Origin of the sequence: Streptomyces sp. NBC_00631, from assembly GCF_045206895.1 — a bacterium.
In the GTDB taxonomy this organism is placed as follows: Bacteria; Actinomycetota; Actinomycetes; order Streptomycetales; family Streptomycetaceae; genus Streptomyces.
In genome coordinates, this window is sequence record NZ_CP107734.1 from 6012794 (window position 1) to 6030227 (window position 17434).

A 17434-nucleotide genomic window follows, 5' to 3' on the forward strand; every position below is an offset into this window, starting at 1 on the left:
CGCACCGGCGTCCGCTCAGCTCCGGGAACCGTCGCAGAGGTCGAGGATCCTGGTGAACGGCCTGCGCAGCACCACCGGCATGGGTGCTGTGTCCTCCTCGGCGTACCGGGCCAGTCCGGCGCGCGCGGCGTCCGTGTCCGCGCGCGGGTCCCGCCCCGCGAGGACCGCCGCCAGGGCGCGTCCGGTGGCCTCGGCGACCGGGAGGAGAGAGGTCCGGGCCCGGGAGAGCGCCGGGGTGGCCCCGTCGCGGACGGTGAAGAACTCGGCCTCGGCCGCCAGGGTCAGGAGCTGGGGCACCGCCTGGACGGCGTGGCCGATCCGGGCGGCCAGGTCGGTCACCTGGCCGCGATGGCGGCGCCGCAGCGGATTGAACCGCATGGCCTGCTCCGCCTCCCGGGCCAGCGCCCCGCAGCGGCGCAGCCGGTCCGCCCGGGCCAGCGCCGCCACCCGGTTCGGGCGCGCCGCGTCCGGCACCCCGATCGCCTCCGTGGTGCGGACCAGGCCCTCCGCGAGGCCGGCCGCGCACTCCCGCGCCAGTGCCTCTGCCTCCCTGCGCGGGTCCCGCGGCCAGAGCAGCGGGGCGAGGACGGCGGTGACCGCGCCGCCCAGCGCGTTCTCCCACAGCCGGGCGAAGCCGTACGCGTCCGGCGACGGATTGGCGAAGACCAGCAGCGAGCTCACCGCGACCTGCACGTTCAGTGCCGTCCCGGAACTGATGACGGTCCCGCAGAGCAGGGCCAGCCCCGTCACCACGGCGAGGACGAGGGTGCTCGGCCGGAAGAGCGTGACCACCGTGACGCCCAGCGCCACTCCGGCCATCACCCCGAGGATCCGCAGCAGCAGTGCCGCGAGGGAGGAGGCGGAGTCGCCGCGCAGGCACAGCACCGGCACGATGGCGGCGAACACCGGTGGCTGATCGGCACCGGCCCACAGCGCCGTCTGCCAGCACAGCACCGCGATCACCAGAATCCGGGCCGCCGTCGGCCCCTGCACCCGGAGCCTGCGGCACACCTGCGGCCACAGGGAGACACCCGTCACCGGCCCACCATAGGCACACACCACGGTCCGCCGCCCTCCGGACACGAGGCGTCACCGGACGGGCTGTCCGCTCCCGCACCGGCGGTCTCTCACTCGGTGGCGTGAACTTGTTCCCGTATGGCCACAGTTGCCGGGGCCACGGAGACCCGTCTCCGCGCCGCCTTCGACGTCCTGCAGACGTACCACCCGAAAACCGAGCGGGAGCAGGTCTTCTGCGAGCAGACCGTCGGCCGTCTCGACGACGCCGCCTCCCAGCGGCGCGCCCGCATCACCATGGCAGGCCGGGAACTCCCGGTGCTGCTCCTGGTGTTGGCCATCGGCGGCGCCGTCGTCCTGGTCCCGCTCACGTTCCTCTGCGGCATGCGCAAGCTGAGAGTCCAGATCCTCCTCGTCGCCTCGGTCGCCGGGCTCGTCGAGTTCAGCCTGCTCCTGGTCTTCGTCCTGGACCGCCCCTTCGCCGGCGACCTCAGCGTCAGCCCCGCCCCGTGCCGGGAAGGAGCCCTCGCCCAGTAGCGCCGGCCGCCGCGACGCTCTCGGCGTGGACGCCCGTGCCGTCGTCGCACGCGGTCAGGGACAGCGCGGCGAGTACGACGGTGGTGGCGGCGCCGGCGAGACGGGTGCGGGAGGTGCGGAGGACGGACATGTGGCTGTGCCCCTTCGGTGTTCGGGTGGCGGTGGTGATTGGATGACCGAAGCCTGCGAGGCGATCTGTCCCAACCGCCAGGCACAGCGGGCAGTTGGGGACACCGGAACGCCGGAACACGCTCTGTACGGGGAGAACGCGGGGGCCCTGGAACGCGGGACTGGAATGCGAGGGGATGGGGGCACGGGTGTCAGGGGCAACAGAGGCCGACGCGACGGAGGCGTTCGCGCTGCTGCTGCGGGAGCTCAAGGACCGCTCGGGACTCAGCTACGGGGCGCTTGCCAAGCGGCTGCACATGAGTACGTCGACGCTGCACCGCTACTGCAACGGCACCGCGGTGCCCGTCGAGTACGCACCGGTGGAGCGCCTCGCGCGGGTCTGCAGGGCGACGCCGCAGGAGCTCGTGGAGCTGCACCGGCGCTGGATCCTGGCGGACGCCGCACGAGGGAGCCGGGGGGAGACCGGAACGGCGGACACCGTCGCCGCGGCGGATCCGGGACCGTCGGCACCGAAGGAGCGGGACGACGGCGACGGCGGGCTCGGTGGCGAGACCGACGGCGAGGGCGATGAGCCCGTCGTCCTCGACGTGCCGCGCGAGCCCGTGGCACGGCCGCGTCGGCGTCGTACCGTGCTGATCGCCTCCGCCGCCGCGGCCGCCGTGCTCGGGGCCGCCGTGCTCGCCGTGGGGCTGCCGTTCGGCGACGCCGGTGACCAGCGGGCGGTCGGTGACGTCGGTACGGCCACGACCACCGGCGCGGCGGGCGCCCGGCAGACGTCCGCCGCCCCGTCCCCGCGGGCGACGGGACACCGGCAGTCCGCGTCGGCCTCCGCCGCACCCACCGAGTCCGCGTCGGCCGGGTCGGGAAGCGCGCAGGACGACAGCGAGCAGGCGGGCGGCGCCCAGGGCGACGGCAGCGCCACCACCGGCGCCGCCGTCCCGCTGACCGTCCACACCCGGCCCTACGTCTACGACGACCCGTGCAGCCAGCACTTCCTCGTCGACAGCGAACCGGCGCAGGTCGGCCCGCCGGCGAGCGAGCAGGACGCCCCGCGCTGGGCCGCGGCGTACGGGGCGGTGTCCTCGGGCGAACAGGAGATCGCCCTCACCGTCCAGGGCACCGGCGAGGAGACCGTCGTCCTGGAGGCGCTGCACGTGCGTGTCCTCAGCAAGGGCGCGCCGCTCGCCTGGAACGACTACTCGATGGGCGTCGGCTGCGGCGGTGGCGTCGGGACCAAGTCGTTCGGCATCGACCTCGACAACGGCAGCCCCACGGTCACCGTCCAGAACGGGCAGCGCGACTTCCCGTACAAGGTCAGCGAGTCCGACCCGGAGGTCTTCTACGTCTTCGCCCGCACCAAGGCGCACGACGTCCGCTGGGATCTGACCCTGGACTGGTCCAGCGGGAGCCGCCGCGGCACGGTCCGCGTCGACAACGCCGGCACCGCGTTCCGCACCAGCGCCGACGTGGACCGCCCGGGCTACGACTACCCGCTGGGCGGCAGCGAGTGGATCGAACGGGAGGGCTGACGGGCCCGGGAGAGGGCGGCACCTGCCCCGCGGCCGGACCGGCGGGCGCGCTCACGTGTCGTGCGTGACCGGACGCGGAGCGCGCCGCCGGCCGCGGGCGGAGGTGCCTGGGGCCGCTTCGGGCTGCTCCAAGGGGTGATGAAGATGTCCGGTTTTGGTGTTATATGATCCGTATGCATCACATACCCCGGCAGGCGCGGTCCCGGTACGGGATACGCAGCGTTGCCGGCCAGATGTTCCTTCTGCAGGTCGGAGTCGTCCTGGTGCTCGCGGCGACGGCGGTCGCCGCTCTTCTCCTGCAGTCGCGGGCCGACGCCGAGCGGGACGCCCGGAACCACACGCAGGCCGTGGCCGCCGCCGTCGCCTCCGATCCCACCGTGCGGCAGGCACTGGCCGGTGCCCGTCCGAGCGCCGTGCTCCAGCAGCTGGCCGAGGAGACCCGGCAACGCTCCCACGTGGACTTCGTCGTCGTGATGAGCCCCACGGGCCTCCGCTACACCCATCCGAACTCCGCCCAGATCGGCCGTCACTACATCGGCAGCATCGCGGGGGCGCAGCGCGGCGGCACCGTCACCGAGACGACGACCGGGACCCTGGGCCCCTCCGTCCGGACCGTCGTGCCCGTGACCACGGCCGGGGGCAAGGTCGTCGGGCTGGTCTCCGCGGGCATCACCGTCCACCAGGTGAGCCTGGCGGCCGCCCGGCAGGTGCCGCTCTTCCTGGGGGGCACCGGGCTGGCGCTCGCGGCCGCCACCGGCGGCACGGCACTCGTCGGCAGACGGCTGAACCGGCAGACGCGCGGGCTGGGGCCGGTGCAGATCACGCGCATGTACGAGCATCACGACGCCGTTCTGCACTCGGTGCGCGAAGGTGTCCTGATCGTCGATCCGGGGGGCCGGCTGCTCCTGGCCAACGACGAGGCACGGCGCCTGCTGGGTCTCGGGGCGGACGTGGAGGGCCGGCCCGTCACGGAGCTGCGCCTGGACCCGAGGGCCGAGGAACTCCTCGCGTCGGGCCGGGCGGCCACGGACGAGGTGATCCAGGTCGGCGACCGGCTGCTGGCCGTCAGCCAGTGCCCCATGGACGGGCCGCCCGGCCCGGGAGGCTCGGTCGCCACCCTGCGGGACACCACCGAACTCACCGCGCTGACCGGCCGGATCCAGGTGGTCCAGGAACGGCTCAGGCTGCTGTACGACGCCGGACTGCGCATCGGCACCACCCTCGACGTGACACGCACCGCCGAGGAACTGGCCCGGTTCGCCGTGCCCAGGTTCGCCGACTACGTCACCGTCGACCTGGCCGACGCCGTGCTCGGCGGCGAGGAACCGGACGAGGGGGCCGCGGCCCGGCTGCGCCGGATCGCCCTGCACGGCATCCGGGAGGGCGTTCCGCTCTACCCGGCCGGTGAGCTCATCCACTTCGACCCCTTCACCCCGCAGGCCGAGGGCTTCGGTTCCGGGCGGATGGTGCTGGAGGCCGACATGGCGGCCTTCTCCGGCTGGCAGGGCCAGGACCCCGACCGGGCCCGGCAACTGGTGGCCTACGGCATCCACTCCATGATCGCCGCTCCGCTGCGGGCCCGCGGCGCGATCCTCGGCGTGGCGACCTTCTGGCGCTCCAAGGAGCCGACCCCCTTCACCGCGGAGGACCTCTCGGTCGCGGAGGAGCTGGTCGCCCGCGCGGCGACCAGCATCGACAACGCGCGCCGCTTCACGCGCGAGCGCGCCATGGCGGTCACGCTCCAGCGAAGCCTGCTGCCGCACGCGCTGCCGGAGCAGAACGCTGTCGACGTGGCGCACCGCTACGTTCCGGCGGGGGCGGGGCTCGGCGGCGTCGGCGGCGACTGGTTCGACGTGATCCCGCTGCCCGGAGCGCGCGTCGCCATCGTGGTGGGCGACGTCGTGGGACACGGTCTGCACGCCGCCGCCACCATGGGCCAACTGCGCACCGCCGTACACAACTTCTCGACGCTCGATCTGCCGCCCGACGAACTCCTGTGGCATCTGGACGAGTTGGTGACCCGCATCGACCAGGACCGGGACAGCGGCACCGGCACCGGCACCCGCACGCTCACGGGCGCCACCTGCCTGTACGCGATCTACGATCCGGTCTCACGCGTGTGCACCATGGCCAGGGCGGGCCACCTGGAACCCATCATCGTGCCGCCGGACGGCGACGCCCGGCTGCCCGGCGTGCCGGCCGGTCCGCCGCTGGGGCTGGGCGGGATGCCGTACGAGACGAGCGAGGTGGTGCTGGCCGAGGGCAGCGGCATCGTGCTCTACACCGACGGCCTGATCGAGGACCGGCGCGAGGACATCGACGAGGGCATCGAGCGCCTGCGCCGGGCCCTCGCGGTGGCGGGGCGCACGCCGGACCAGATGTGCCAGGCGGCCATGGACGCCATGGTGCCCGGGGCGTCCCGGGACGACGTGGCCCTGATCGTCGCCCGCACGCGGACCCTGGACGACCGGCACACCGCGTCCTGGACCGTGCCCTCCGATCCCTCGGCCGTGGCCGGTGTCCGGGCCGCGGCCACCGGGCTGCTGCGGGACTGGGGTCTGAAGGAGGAGGCGTTCACCCTGGAGCTGATCCTGAGCGAGCTGGTCACCAACGCCATCCGGCACGCGACGGGCCCCGTCGGGGTACGCCTGATCCACGACCGCAGCCTCATCTGCGAGGTCTCCGACGGCTCCACCGTCTCCCCGCACCTGCGCCGGGCCACCACCATGGACGAGGGCGGCCGCGGACTGTTCCTGGTGGCCCAGTTCGCCGACCGCTGGGGGACCCGCTACACCGCCGCCGGCAAGGTCATCTGGACCGAGCAGTGGCTCGGCGCACCGCTGTGAACCGGCACGGCGCCGTCAGCCGACGGGGGCCGGCGGGGACCGGTGCCACGACCAGCGCCCACTCCGCCTCGCCGGAGGTGCGCTCGCGCTGCGCGTGGACGCGGTCGGTCTGCTGGGCGAGGCAGGGGGCTGTGGGGTAGAGGGCCGGCGTCACGGCGGGGCCGGGCACGCCCTGCTCGGCCGGCTCGGCGACGTGTGCGGCGACGTCCTCCTGGCTGCGTCCCGCGTACCCGGCGTCGAGGACCTGGACGACGTCGACCTCGCGCCTCGATCCGTCGGGCGGTTCGAAGGTCAGCACGGCCATGGAGCACTCCCGGGGAGGGGCCGGACGGCAGGCCTCGGGGCGGTGATCCCGCGCGATTCGCCGAAGGGCTTGCGCATACGACCTGTATACAAGAAGTATGCGCAAAGGTCGATGTCCCCGATCGAGACCGGAGGTGGGGCGGTGGGCAAGCCCGAGCTGGAGTTCCATGTTCCCGACGGACCGTGGCGGACCCCGCCCGGGGCAGGGCCGGGGGTCGAGGAGCGCGTCCTGGCCGACGACCCCGGGCACGGCTCCCGTACCGCGCTGGTCCGCTGGGCGCCGGGCACCGACACCTCGGCGGACGGCGTGACGCGCCACGACTTCTGGGAGGAGGTCTACCTGGTCGAGGGCGCCCTGCACGACCTGACCCTCGACCGGACCTTCACCGCCGGCATGTACGCCTGCCGCCCGCCCGGCATGCCGCACGGCCCCTGGACCTCCCCGGACGGCGTCACCATGCTGGTGATCACCTACCCGGCGGTCTAACCCGCGAGCAGCACCTGGAGCGTCGACTCCAGATGGTGGTCGATGGCGGCACAGGCGGCCCGGGCGTCGCCGGCGGTCAGGGCGTCCAGGATGGCCTCGTGCTCCTTGAGCACCGCCTCCTGGCGGCCCTGCCGGTTGAAGAGGGCGACCACCCCGGCGCGGACCTGGCGGCTGCGCAGGCCCTCGTAGTGCCGGTCGAGGAGGGCGTTGCCGACGGCGGACACCAGGGCCGAGTGGAAGCGGTGGTCCACGGCGATGAACTCCCGGGCCCGGTCGGCGCCGGTGAGCTCGCGCTGGCGGGCCAGCAGGGACCGCAGCTCTCCCACCGGGACCTCACCGGAGGCGACGAGCTGCTGGGCGGCGTACCGCTCGACGACGCCCCGCACCTCCATGAGCTCGCGGATCTCCCGTCCCGTCAGCGGAGAGACCCGGGCGCCCCGCTTGGGCACCAGCTCGACCAGGTCCTCGGCGGCGAGCTGCAGCAGCGCTTCCCGGACGGGGGTGCGGGAGACGCCGACCCGGTCGGCGAGCTCCTGCTCCGACAGGTAGGCGCCCTGCATGCCGGGATCCGTCAGCACCGTGTCCCTGAGAAACGCGTACGCCTTCTCCCGACCGGACGTCACGGCAGCCCCCAGCGCTCGCATACACCTTGTATACGGACGCTACCACGCGCTGTTCCGCCTGCCGGGCGGCCGCTACCGGGGCGTGTGCCGTACCACCAGCAGAGCCACGTCGTCGTCGTTGTCCCGTGGCCGGGCGCGGGCCAGCAGCTGGTCCGTGAAGGACTCAAGGGGGCGCTGGGCCAGCGACGCGGCATGGCGGCGCAGCCGGTTCATGCCCTCGTCCAGGCCGTGCCGGGGGGACTCCACGAGGCCGTCGGTGTAGAGGAGCAGGGTCGCGCCGGGCGGTATCTCCACCGTCGCGTCGGGGCGGACCTGGCCGGGCATGACCCCCAGCAGGATGCCGTGGCCGTCGGTCAGGTACCGGGCCACGCCCTCGCGGGTGACCAGCAGCGGGGGCGGATGCCCGGCGTTGGTCCAGGACAGCTCGCACCGGCCGGCGCCGTCCTCCGTCATCCGGGCGAAGACCAGCGTGGCGATGGAGACCTCCGCGATGTCCCCCGTCGCCTGGTCGAGCCACTCCACGATCTTGCTGGGCGGCTTCTGCTGGGACAGGGCGTACGCGCGGAGCATGTTGCGCAACTGCGCCATGCCGGCCGCCGCGTCCAGGTCGTGGCCGACGACGTCGCCGATGGCGAGCGCGGTGGCGCCGTCGCTCAGGGTGAACGCGTCGTACCAGTCACCGCCGACCTCGGAGGCGTCCGGCGCGGGCAGGTAGCGGGCGGTCATGCCGCGGCCCGGAGTGTGCGGGAGCTTCGGCAGCAGGTGGCGCTGCATGGTCTCGGCGACCTTGCGCTGACGCTGGTAGAGGCGGGCGTTCTCCAGGGCGAGGCTGGCCCGGCGGGCGATGTCCTCCAGCAGGGCGACCTCGCTCGCGGTGAACCGCTCCGGCTGGTCGGCGCGGCCGAGGGTGAGGGCGCCCAGCACCTCGTGCACGCTGCGCAGCGGGACCACGACCGCCGCGTGCATACCGGTCACGTCGAACAGGTGCCGCTGCTCCACCGCGATGCCGGAGTCGGGCGGGCCCTGGTAGGTCTCCGGACCGGCGAGGGAGGACGCGACGCCGCGCAGCGCGCGGGACAGCGGCATCGGCGACTCCTGCGGCACCGGCGGCATGGGTCCCTGGAGGTCCTCCCGGAACATGACGGTGCCGCCCTCGGCGTGGGCGACGGCGAAGCGCCACACCTCGCCCTGCTCGTGGATCAGGTCGATGACGGCCCAGTCGGCGAGACGGGGCAGCACCAGGTGGATCAGGCGGCGCAGCGCCTCGTGGATGTCCAGGGTGGAGGTGAGCAGGGTCGTCGTCTCGGCGAGCAGCGCGAGCCGTTCCAGTTCGGAGAGCCGCCCGCCCGCCGGCGACCGCTGGGCGGGACGCCCGCAGCGGCCGGAGGGGTGGAAGAGGACGAGCGTGGCCGAGGGGCTGATGCCGATGTCACAGGGGGTGGTCAGCCACTCCACCGGCAGCAGCGTCCCGTCGCCGCGCTCCAGCCACTCGTCGCCGCCCTGCTGCGTGTGGCCGGCGAGGATGCCGGCCCGGATCCGGCACTGGGTTCTCGGCACGGGTTCCCCGCAGCTGTTGCGGTGCAGCAGGTCGTGGGCGTCCTGGCCGACCAGCTCCGCGGCGGGCCGGGCCAGGAGCTCTTCGCCGCGCGTGTTGACGGCGACGATCGAACCCTGCTCGTCCGCCAGATAGGCGCCCGCGTCGAGCGCGTCCAGCGCCCTGGCCACCGCCTCCCGGGCACCGCTCGACCTGGCCATCACCTGCCTCCGCTCACCGGAGAAACCGCCTCGGCGGCCCCTGCTGCCCGCCGAGTTCCCCCGGGGCCCGCGCTGATGCCCGCGAGCGGCCATGGCCGAGGCCGATCTGGACGACCCCGAGACGGCTCGCCCGCACATGCGCCGCCCGCCCGGTGCCGGTGCCGGAGGCGGCCACGCCCTGCGTCGGCCGCCTCGGACCAGTCCGGCTGGCCTGCTCGTGCGTCGGCGGCGTGTCTCGGCCGCCCGTGCCCGGTGCCGGCGGCGGAGGCGACCCGGCCGCGTCGGCCGTCTCAGACCAGTTCGGCCTGTGGTGCCGGGTGCCGGGTCGTCGGGGCGGTGTGCGGTTCCCAGCGGGTGGCGGTCCGTACGTAGTGGTGGATCACCGAGGCCGTCGCCAGGACGAGCAGAGGTCCTGACACCCAGGGGCGCGTGGCCATCTCCAGCGGCAGCCAGCGGTAGGACAGCAGGAGCGCGGCGAAGACCGCCGTACCGTGGGCGACCAGCCGGATCCCGGAGCGGTCCCAGCCGCGGTCGTGCGCGCACAGGCCCGCCTCGACCGTGAGTGCGAACACCGCGCCGGCGAGGAGGTCCGCGCCGTAGTGGTAGCCGAAGCCCAGCGTCGCGGTGAGCGTGGCGACCAGCCAGAACGCGCCCGCCCAGCGCAGCGCCCGGGGACCCCTGCGGGAGTGCACGAAGATCGTGGTGGCCCACGCCGTGTGCAGGCTGGGCATGCAGTTGCGCGGGGTGAACCCGTCGTACCGGACGTGGTGCGGGGCGGTGACCGGCGGCGTCGTGCGCGGCCAGAGGTCGGCCACCGGCCAGTGTCCGCCGTGCGGCGCGTGCTCGGGCCAGAGGCTGACCGCTGCCCAGTGATCGGCGCCGGTGCCGTAGGCGAAGACCGGTCCGACCACCGGGAAGATCATGTAGACGGCCGGTCCGAGCAGGCCGATGACCAGGAAGGTGCGCACCAGGTGGTGGCGCGGGAAGCGGCGCTCGGCCGCCACGCCGCGCAGCTGGTACAGCGCGACGGCGACCGCGGCGACGGCGAGCTGGCCGTAGACGATGTCGAGGAGGTTGAAGCCGATCGGGCCGGTGGCCGTGACGATCCGCCCGACCAGCCACGACGGGTTGCCCAGGGCGTGGTCGGCGGTGGCCACGTACGGATCGAGCACCGTCGGGCGGGTCTTCGAGGTGATGAGCAGCCAGGTGTCGCCGGTCTTGCGGCCGGTCACCAGCAGCAGGCCCAGCCCGACGCCCTTCAGCAGCAGCACGCGTTCCGGGCCGGTGCGCCGGGTCACGGCGACGACCGCGCAGCCGAGCAGCACCCAGAGCGCGCCGTTGCCGAACGGCTGGCCGCGGGTCACCTCCACACCTGACGCCCACCGGACCGCCGCGAAGGCGAGGTCGATGCCGACCGCGGCGGCGAGGGCGACGAGCCGTTGCCGCCAGGTGAGCACCACCATCGTCAACGCCAGGCCGGCGTAGAGCAGGAAGCCGGACTTGGGGGCGCACACCACCTCTCGTGCCTGGTTGGTGATCGGCCCCGGCAGACCGTAGTGACGTGCGGCGATCTCCAGTACGACGAGGAACGCGAAGGCCGTGGCAGCAGCCGCCACGGCCCAGGGTCTCAGTGGTGTGTGTCTCAAGTTCCGGCCGATTGGTAGAGGTTGTGGGAGCTGGGGTCCTGTTCAACGAGGGAAGACGGAAAGACCGCGACCGGGGTTCCGGCTTTGTTCTCGACAGCGCGACGTTAATGGCGGGACAACGCACGGTAAAGGGTTCGGCATCGTCGGTTCAACGTACTTGATCTGTGCATGACCTGTCCGGTGTGATGCGCGATGACCACGTCGAGATCACTTCGTGAGACTCCGAACCACAGGGGGATCCATGCACATAGCCCGTACCGGGCGGGGCGTCGCGGCTGCCACGTCCGTGGCCGCGCTCGCGGTCACCGCACTCGCGAACGCCGCCCCCGCCGCCGTACCGCACACCCTCGCGGTACCGGCCGTCGTCGGGCACACCCTGACGCACGAGGTGAGCAGCCCGCTCTCCAACGCGCAGTGCCAGGCCAAGTGGCAGATCAACTGCTACACCCCGCTCCAGTACCGCACCGCCTACGACCTGAACGCCCTCTACCGCAAGGGCGTCACGGGCAAGGGACGCACCATCGTCATCGTCGACTCGTACGGCTCGCCGACCGTGCAGCACGACCTCGACGTCTACAGCAAGCAGTTCGGGCTGCCCAGCACCAAGGTGAAGGTCGTCAAGTGGGGGCACGTGCCCGCCTTCGACCCCAAGAACTCGGACATGACCGGCTGGGCCGGCGAGACCACCCTGGACGTCGAGATGGCGCACGCGGTGGCGCCCGCCGCGAAGATCGTCGTGGTGGAGACGGCCGTCTCCGAGACCGAGGGCACCACCGGTCTGCCGGAGATGATGGACGCCGAGAAGTACCTGATCGACCACAACGTCGGTGACGTCATCAGCCAGAGCTTCGGCGCCACCGAGAACACCTTCCCCGGCTTCGCCAAGGGCGACTTCTCCAGCATCAGGAAGCTGCGCTACGCCTTCCAGGACGCCAACCGCAAGCACGTCACCGTGCTCGCCGCCTCCGGTGACGGCGGCGCCACCGACCTCCAGGCCGACGGGAAGACGTACTACGGCAAGCGCGTCAACTCCTGGCCGTCCTCGGACCCGTTGGTCACCTCGATCGGCGGCACCCAGCTCCACCTGAACACCAAGGGCGACCGCGTCAAGCCGGACAGCGTCTACAACGACTACGGCTCCGGCGGTGGCGGCCAGTCCCACGTGTTCACCCGGCCGTCCTTCCAGAACGGCGTGAAGAGCAAGGTCGGCACCCGCCGCGGCACCCCCGACATCTCGATGTCCGCCGCGGTCGACGGCGGCGCCTGGATCTACTCCAGCTTCGACCCGACCGCCACCGGCTGGGACGTCAGCGGCGGCACCAGCGAGGCCACCCCGCTCTTCGCGGGCATCGTCGCCCTCGCCGACCAGGCGGCCGGCCACCGGCTGGGCAACATCCAGCAGCGGCTGTACGGCCTCTACAGGCTCCACTCCAAGAGCACCGGCATCGTCGACGTCAACGACGGCACGAACAACAGCTACGAGGGTGTGACCGGCTACAAGGCGGTCAACGGCTACGACCTCGCCACCGGCGTCGGCACCGTGGACGCCCTCCGCTTCGTCCCGGCCCTCGCCAAGCAGAAGCCCTGACGCTCCCCGCACCACACGGACGACGGCCCGGGTCCCGCACCCGGGCCGTCTCCGTACCGGCTGTGCCGCCGGGCGGCAGGGGCGGCCGGCCCGAGACCGGCCTCAGCGGCCCGGGGCGGCGCCGTCGGCGCGGCCGACCGTCAACCGCCCCGGCCGGTACGGCACATAGGCCGCCCCGTCCAGGCCGAGCGCGGTCGCGGACCGCTGCAGCGCGGCGGGGCTCGCGGCGTCGTCCCAGCGGCCGGTGTCCACGCGGTGTTCGAGGGCGTGCAGGGCGGCCACGGTCTCGGCGGTGGTGAACGCGCAGTGGCCCTGCCGCTCGACGTACGCCTGCCGCAGCAGCGCCCCGTCGCCGGCGGCGCGCACCCGGGCGGCGAAGCGGTTCTCCTGCTCCACCGGGACCAGGTTGTCGGCGGTGGTGTGGACGTCGAGCAACGGCACCTCAAGTCCCTGTCCCGCGGAGGACGTCCGCCGCGCGGTACGCACCGCGGCGGGATCGGCGGTGACCGCGGCACCGGAGGTCAGCGTGCGCAGGTCGGCGCCCAGGTCGAGCCCGGCCGCCCGGTACAGGGCCCGGACCTGGGGCGCGTGTTCGGAACCGGCGAGCAGGCGGGCGTAGTCGACGCCCCGGTTCCAGGAGTTGTTGCCGCCGACGGACTGCTCGACGGCGTAACGGCCGCCCTCGACGAAGGCGAGGATGCCCTGCGCGAACCAGTCGTACTGCTGCGCCTCCTGGCCCGCCCAGTCGGTCGCGGCGGGCCGGTCCTTTCCGGGTGACCAGGCGGGCAGGTTGAGGAAGGCGGCGGCGAGCGCGATCCGGGCCCGGCCCTCCGGGGTCGCCTGCGCGGCGCTGACCGCGTCGGTGAGCCGCTGCGCGGAGGCGGCGGCCGCGTCGGCGGACCCGAACCGCACCAGCCGCACGTCCTGGGCCGGCAACAGCAGCCGGGCGATGGCGTACTCGGCGTCCAGCTGGTAGTTGTCCAGGTCCGTCCCGCCGGCCACCAGGCCGCACTGGCCGAGCGCGCCGTCGATGCGGCCGGCGCCGTCGCGGGCCAGTTGCGCGTTCACGAGCCCGCCCATGGACTGCCCCATGGCGAGCGTGCGCCGCGGCGCGCCGATCTTCGCCGTGACCGCGTCGAGGGTGCCGAACTGGTCGCGTTCGGCGCTGTTCAGGGCCCACATGGAGCCATGGGGGTCGTACGACGATCCCGCCAGCGCATAGCCCTCGGCGAGCAGCTCGCTGCGAACGGCGTCGGTGGGGGCGTCCCTGGCGACGGTGGGGCCGAAGCCGTGGCTGAACAGCACCAGGGTGCCGTTCCACTGCGCGGGCACGTCCGCGACCCAGGTGGCGCCGTCGGCGAGGGTACCGGTGAGACTGCCGGCGCCCACCGGGTCCGTCTGGGCGGCGGGCGCGGGGACGGCGCTGAGAGCGGTGACGGCCGTGGTGGCCAGCGAGGCCAGGGCGATGCGCATCCGGGTGCTGACAGGCATGGAGACGGCTCCTTGTGCGTGGGGGACGACGGGTGGGGGAGCGGTGCTCGGTGCGCGGAACGAGGCAGGGAGGAATGTAGGGCTTATTTGTTACGGCGGTCAATACAATGCACAACATGAGCCACCGATGCTGACGGCATCTCAGGGGCCAGTCCCGCGCGCCGGGGTCGCGACAGCGAAGACAGCGAAGGCGACAGGGGCGGCGGCGAAGGCGGTGCGGTCGGCCGCGGCTCGGACGCGAGCGGCCCGCACCCGCCTCGCCGCCCCGCTCCGGCCGTTCCGCAGGCCCTGTTCCGCAGGCCGGCCAACTCCCGCCACACCGGCCTGACCTGGGGATACGGTCCCCCGCCCCGGTGTCTCGGGACGGCATGCCGGGGACACCCCAACTGCCGCGTTGTCCTTACGTCTTGACGTACAAGGTCGCAGCGCGTTTGCTTCCCTTCGCATCATCGGTCGCGCATGACCCTCCCCCCACTCGGAAGGCGCCTGATGTGAGCGTTCCTACCCTCCGCGGGACCCCCCTGCCCCGCCTCGCGATAACCCTGGCCGCCTCCGCGTCCGCTCTCACGCTCACCGCGTGCGGCGTCGTCGACGGCATCAGCGGGAGCGGCGACTCCGCGTCCGCGAAGAAGGGCGACGACATCACGGTCGGGCTGCTCCTGCCCGACAAGGACACGGCACGGTTCGAGAACTTCGACCACCCCATCATCGAGAAGGAGGTCGCCACCCTCACCCACGGCAAGGGCAAGGTCGACTACGCCAACGCCGAGGCGAACCCGGCCACACAGAGCCGGCAGTTCCGGCAGATGGTGGACCGGAAGGTCGACGTCATCCTGGTCGACGCGCTGGACGCCAAGGCCATCGCCCCGGACGTGCGCAGGGCGAAGGACGCCGGCATCCCGGTCATCGCCTACGACCGGCTCGCGCGGGGCCCGATCGACGCCTACGTCTCGCACGACAACGAACTCGTCGGCGAGGTCCAGGGCCGCGCCATCGTCGAGGCGCTCGGCAGCAAGGCCGCGACCAGCAAGATCGTCATGATGAACGGCGACCCCGCGGACCCCAACACGGCGAGTTTCAAGGAGGGCGCCCTCGCCGAGCTCAAGGACAAGGTCCGCATCGCCGAGGAGTACGACACCGACAAGTGGTCGCCCGCGGTCGCCGAGGCCAACATGAAGAAGGCGATCCGGGCCGTCGGCCTGAAGAACATCGCCGCCGTCTACTCGGCCAACGACGGCATGGCGGGCGCCGTCATCGACACGCTGAAGCAGGCGGGCGCCACCACGATCCCCCCGGTCACCGGGCAGGACGCCAACCTGGACGCGGTGCAGCGGGTCGTCTCGGGCGAGCAGTACATGACCGTGTACAAGTCGTTCCTGGACGAGGCAACCGACGCCGCGGAGATGGCGGTGTACAAGGTGCAGGGCCGCGACATCCAGTACGACGCGCTGGCCCAGGACAAGGTCGACAGCCCGACCGAGAAGGACATCCCCGCCACGCTGGTGCCGGTGGTCGCCCTCACGAAGGACAACATCAAGGACACGGTGATCGCGGACGGCGTCTACACCGTCGCCGACATCTGCACGCCGAAGTACCGGTCGGCGTGCGCCGCGATCGGCCTGACGTAGCCGCGGAGAGGTCGGTCAGGCCGCGGCGCCCCCGCTGCCCCGCACCCCCGTGCGGAACCGCCCCGGAGTCGCTCCGGACTCCCGCTTGAAGGCGGGCGAGAGGACGTGGGGAGTGCCGTAGCCGACGCGGCGGGCGACCGCGCCGTCTTCGCCGGCGATCTGCCGCACAGCCCGGTACAGGTCCTCCAGCCGCACTGGAACAGCTGCCTCTGCCTCGGCCCCGCGCGGGCGGCGGCCGGCCGCCGCCGGGTTCTGGAACGGGCCGCCGCCACCCGCGAACTGGTCCTCCCCGCGCACTTCGACGGAGCGGGCGGGGTGGGAGGCTCGCAAGGAGGGCGGACGGTCCACGCTCGGCCCCTGGGCGGCCTTCGCGCAGTCCTGACCGTCCGCAGCCTCCAGGCCTCCAGGTCCGCACGGCGTCACGGCGTCACCAGGAACTCCACCACGGCCAGCACGAACAGCAGGCACAGGGCGATGCCCACCACCACCCAGCCGGTGGGGTACGACCACAGCAGGTAGACCAGCACCGCCACGGCCACCAGGACCCAGGTGATCCAGGTGCGGTACCGGCGTACGAAGGGGCCGACCGGCCCGGTGCGCAGTCCGGCGTGGTCGGCGGTGCCGCGTACCGCTCCGATCCCGGACGTCCACAGGCCCCGGACCAGCCCGGCGTACCGGCCGGGTCCGCTGAGCCAGGCGGCCAGGGCGACGACGACGGCCAGCGCCACGACCATGCGCACGCCGGTCAGCAGGAAGTGGGTCAGCGCGTCGTAGACGGCGGCCGCCGCGCCCGGGGAGACGCCCGCGGGCAGCCGGTCCAGGTAGAAGACCCGGAACACGCGGAGCCCGATGCCGAGCAGCCCCGTGGTGACGGCCACCGCGAGGCAGCCGGTCACCAGGGCCCGGCGCCGCCGTACCGCGAGCAGCACTCCGGCGGCGACCAGCAGCACGGCCAGTACGGGCAGCCAGTCGCCGGCGAGCTGGAGCAGCCGTACGTAGGTCTTGACCTTGCCGGCCTGGTCGGACCTCGCGAGGGTGAAGTCGGTGTGCACGGCGGGGATGTGCTCGGCGGGGGTCAGTCCGGCGTCGACGAGACGCTGCTTGACCTGGTCCACGAGGGGGCCGATGTCGAGGGTGACCGAGTCGCCGGTGAGCTGCACCGCGCCGCCGCCGCTGCCGGTGAGGGCCTTGTCGAGGCTGCTGTGGATCCGGCGGTTGGCGTCGATCCAGAAGGTCCGGAACGCGTCGGACGCGGCGACCTGGCGGGCCTTGTCGTGGACGAAGCTGCGTACGGCCCCTTCGAGCGCGTCGCCGAGTCTGCCGCCCAGCGCCTGCTGGAGCCGGGGCCGGTCCGCGGGCGCCACGTCGGCGAGCAGGGCGGGCAGGTCGAGGTGGCTCATGAGGGCGTCGGTGGCCCGGTTGGCCACGGCGTTCTGCACGTCGGTGTCGGAGGCGAGCGGGGCGACCGTGCTGACGTATCGGTCGGTGTCGCCCACCTGGTCGGCAGCCCACGAGGCGACCACGGCGAGCGGGGCGAGCAGGCAGCCGAGGAGGATCAGGAGGATGGCGAGGAGGCTGCGGACATGGTGCCGGGGCGGCCGGGCCCGTTCGCTCTCCAGGGCCGCGACCCGGGCCCGCAGCTCCCTGACGTCGTCGGACCCGTTCTTTTCGCCGTCCGCGTGCGCGCTGTCCTCCGTCACCCGTACCTCCCGCTCGATCCGGTCCTCCTCCAGCCGAACCGCCGTGGCGCGCGCACGCGAGCAGGAGTAGGCCGTCCGGGTCATCGGGGCGCGGTACGCCGGAGAAGACGGAACGCCCCCGGCCCGCGAGGGCCGGGGGCGTTCCCCCACGAACGTGG

15 protein-coding genes are annotated in these 17434 nt (G+C 73.3%); 6 read left to right on the top strand and 9 right to left on the bottom strand.

From position 1 onward, the window contains the following. Nucleotides 1–15 precede the first annotated feature (15 nt). The gene (locus OHB00_RS27630; RefSeq protein WP_406438534.1) at nucleotides 16–1038 is read right to left on the bottom strand and encodes an FUSC family protein; all 1023 of its coding nucleotides are present in this window, start codon (nucleotides 1036–1038) and stop codon (nucleotides 16–18) included. A gap of 117 nt (nucleotides 1039–1155) precedes the next feature. Between OHB00_RS27630 and OHB00_RS27635 the strand changes: the two genes are divergently transcribed. Next, nucleotides 1156–1551 (top strand): hypothetical protein, encoded by a 396-nt coding sequence (locus OHB00_RS27635; RefSeq protein WP_406438536.1) that lies wholly within the window; start codon nucleotides 1156–1158, stop codon nucleotides 1549–1551. Here the strand turns inward: OHB00_RS27635 and OHB00_RS27640 are convergent. Next, complete coding sequence (locus OHB00_RS27640) at nucleotides 1511–1681, bottom strand: hypothetical protein (protein ID WP_406438538.1); 171 nt, start codon at nucleotides 1679–1681, stop codon at nucleotides 1511–1513. The genes OHB00_RS27635 and OHB00_RS27640 overlap by 41 nt on opposite strands. Nucleotides 1682–1868: 187 nt before the next feature. On the opposite strand from OHB00_RS27640, the gene OHB00_RS27645 reads away from it, so the two are divergent. After that, nucleotides 1869–3209: a helix-turn-helix domain-containing protein gene (locus tag OHB00_RS27645; RefSeq protein WP_406438540.1), complete on the top strand. Its 1341-nt coding sequence runs from the start codon at nucleotides 1869–1871 to the stop codon at nucleotides 3207–3209. A 233-nt stretch (nucleotides 3210–3442) separates the two neighbouring features. Continuing rightward, the gene (locus tag OHB00_RS27650) at nucleotides 3443–6055 is read left to right on the top strand and encodes a SpoIIE family protein phosphatase (RefSeq protein WP_406438542.1); all 2613 of its coding nucleotides are present in this window, start codon (nucleotides 3443–3445) and stop codon (nucleotides 6053–6055) included. On the opposite strand, the gene OHB00_RS27655 is transcribed toward OHB00_RS27650, so the two are convergent. Then, nucleotides 6018–6359: a DUF2848 family protein gene (locus OHB00_RS27655; RefSeq protein WP_406438544.1), complete on the bottom strand. Its 342-nt coding sequence runs from the start codon at nucleotides 6357–6359 to the stop codon at nucleotides 6018–6020. The genes OHB00_RS27650 and OHB00_RS27655 overlap by 38 nt on opposite strands. Nucleotides 6360–6500: 141 nt before the next feature. Here OHB00_RS27655 and OHB00_RS27660 point away from each other — a divergent pair, with 141 nt between their 5' ends. Continuing rightward, a complete protein-coding gene (locus OHB00_RS27660) occupies nucleotides 6501–6845 on the top strand; it encodes a cupin domain-containing protein (RefSeq protein ID WP_406438546.1) in 345 nt (114 codons plus the stop codon). Here OHB00_RS27660 and OHB00_RS27665 read toward each other — a convergent pair. The 3 genes from OHB00_RS27665 to OHB00_RS27675 form a co-directional block, all read right to left on the bottom strand. Next, complete coding sequence (locus OHB00_RS27665; RefSeq protein ID WP_406438548.1) at nucleotides 6842–7489, bottom strand: GntR family transcriptional regulator; 648 nt, start codon at nucleotides 7487–7489, stop codon at nucleotides 6842–6844. The genes OHB00_RS27660 and OHB00_RS27665 overlap by 4 nt on opposite strands. A 51-nt stretch (nucleotides 7490–7540) precedes the next feature. Continuing rightward, nucleotides 7541–9223, bottom strand: a complete 1683-nt coding sequence (locus OHB00_RS27670) for a SpoIIE family protein phosphatase (protein ID WP_406438550.1) — start codon at nucleotides 9221–9223, stop codon at nucleotides 7541–7543. Nucleotides 9224–9513: 290 nt separating this feature from the next. Continuing rightward, nucleotides 9514–10839 carry a phosphatase PAP2 family protein gene (locus OHB00_RS27675; protein WP_406438552.1) on the bottom strand — a complete coding sequence of 442 codons (1326 nt, stop codon included), beginning with the start codon at nucleotides 10837–10839 and terminating at the stop codon, nucleotides 9514–9516. A 271-nt stretch (nucleotides 10840–11110) separates the two neighbouring features. On the opposite strand from OHB00_RS27675, the gene OHB00_RS27680 reads away from it, so the two are divergent. Beyond that, nucleotides 11111–12457: a S8 family serine peptidase gene (locus OHB00_RS27680; RefSeq protein ID WP_406438554.1), complete on the top strand. Its 1347-nt coding sequence runs from the start codon at nucleotides 11111–11113 to the stop codon at nucleotides 12455–12457. Between the two features lie 102 nt (nucleotides 12458–12559). Here the strand turns inward: OHB00_RS27680 and OHB00_RS27685 are convergent, their stop codons facing one another. Next, nucleotides 12560–13948, bottom strand: a complete 1389-nt coding sequence (locus tag OHB00_RS27685; RefSeq protein WP_406438556.1) for an alpha/beta hydrolase — start codon at nucleotides 13946–13948, stop codon at nucleotides 12560–12562. A 491-nt stretch (nucleotides 13949–14439) separates the two neighbouring features. On the opposite strand from OHB00_RS27685, the gene OHB00_RS27690 reads away from it, so the two are divergent. Further along, nucleotides 14440–15576: a sugar ABC transporter substrate-binding protein gene (locus OHB00_RS27690; RefSeq protein ID WP_406438558.1), complete on the top strand. Its 1137-nt coding sequence runs from the start codon at nucleotides 14440–14442 to the stop codon at nucleotides 15574–15576. Between the two features lie 15 nt (nucleotides 15577–15591). On the opposite strand, the gene OHB00_RS27695 is transcribed toward OHB00_RS27690, so the two are convergent. Then, nucleotides 15592–15924 carry a hypothetical protein gene (locus tag OHB00_RS27695; RefSeq protein WP_406438560.1) on the bottom strand — a complete coding sequence of 111 codons (333 nt, stop codon included), beginning with the start codon at nucleotides 15922–15924 and terminating at the stop codon, nucleotides 15592–15594. Nucleotides 15925–15995: 71 nt separating this feature from the next. Then, entirely contained in the window at nucleotides 15996–17360 is a 1365-nt protein-coding gene (locus tag OHB00_RS27700; RefSeq protein WP_406438562.1) for a hypothetical protein, read from the bottom strand. Nucleotides 17361–17434 lie beyond the last annotated feature (74 nt).

Coding starts and splice junctions, on each gene's coding strand:
- OHB00_RS27650 (WP_406438542.1), top strand. CDS start 3,443: ATGTTCCTTCTGCAGGTCGGAGTCGTCCTGGTGCTCGCGGCGACGGCG.
- OHB00_RS27685 (WP_406438556.1), bottom strand. CDS start 13,948: ATGCCTGTCAGCACCCGGATGCGCATCGCCCTGGCCTCGCTGGCCACC.
- OHB00_RS27670 (WP_406438550.1), bottom strand. CDS start 9,223: ATGGCCAGGTCGAGCGGTGCCCGGGAGGCGGTGGCCAGGGCGCTGGAC.
- OHB00_RS27700 (WP_406438562.1), bottom strand. CDS start 17,360: ATGACCCGGACGGCCTACTCCTGCTCGCGTGCGCGCGCCACGGCGGTT.
- OHB00_RS27680 (WP_406438554.1), top strand. CDS start 11,111: ATGCACATAGCCCGTACCGGGCGGGGCGTCGCGGCTGCCACGTCCGTG.
- OHB00_RS27635 (WP_406438536.1), top strand. CDS start 1,156: ATGGCCACAGTTGCCGGGGCCACGGAGACCCGTCTCCGCGCCGCCTTC.
- OHB00_RS27665 (WP_406438548.1), bottom strand. CDS start 7,489: ATGCGAGCGCTGGGGGCTGCCGTGACGTCCGGTCGGGAGAAGGCGTAC.
- OHB00_RS27655 (WP_406438544.1), bottom strand. CDS start 6,359: ATGGCCGTGCTGACCTTCGAACCGCCCGACGGATCGAGGCGCGAGGTC.
- OHB00_RS27640 (WP_406438538.1), bottom strand. CDS start 1,681: ATGTCCGTCCTCCGCACCTCCCGCACCCGTCTCGCCGGCGCCGCCACC.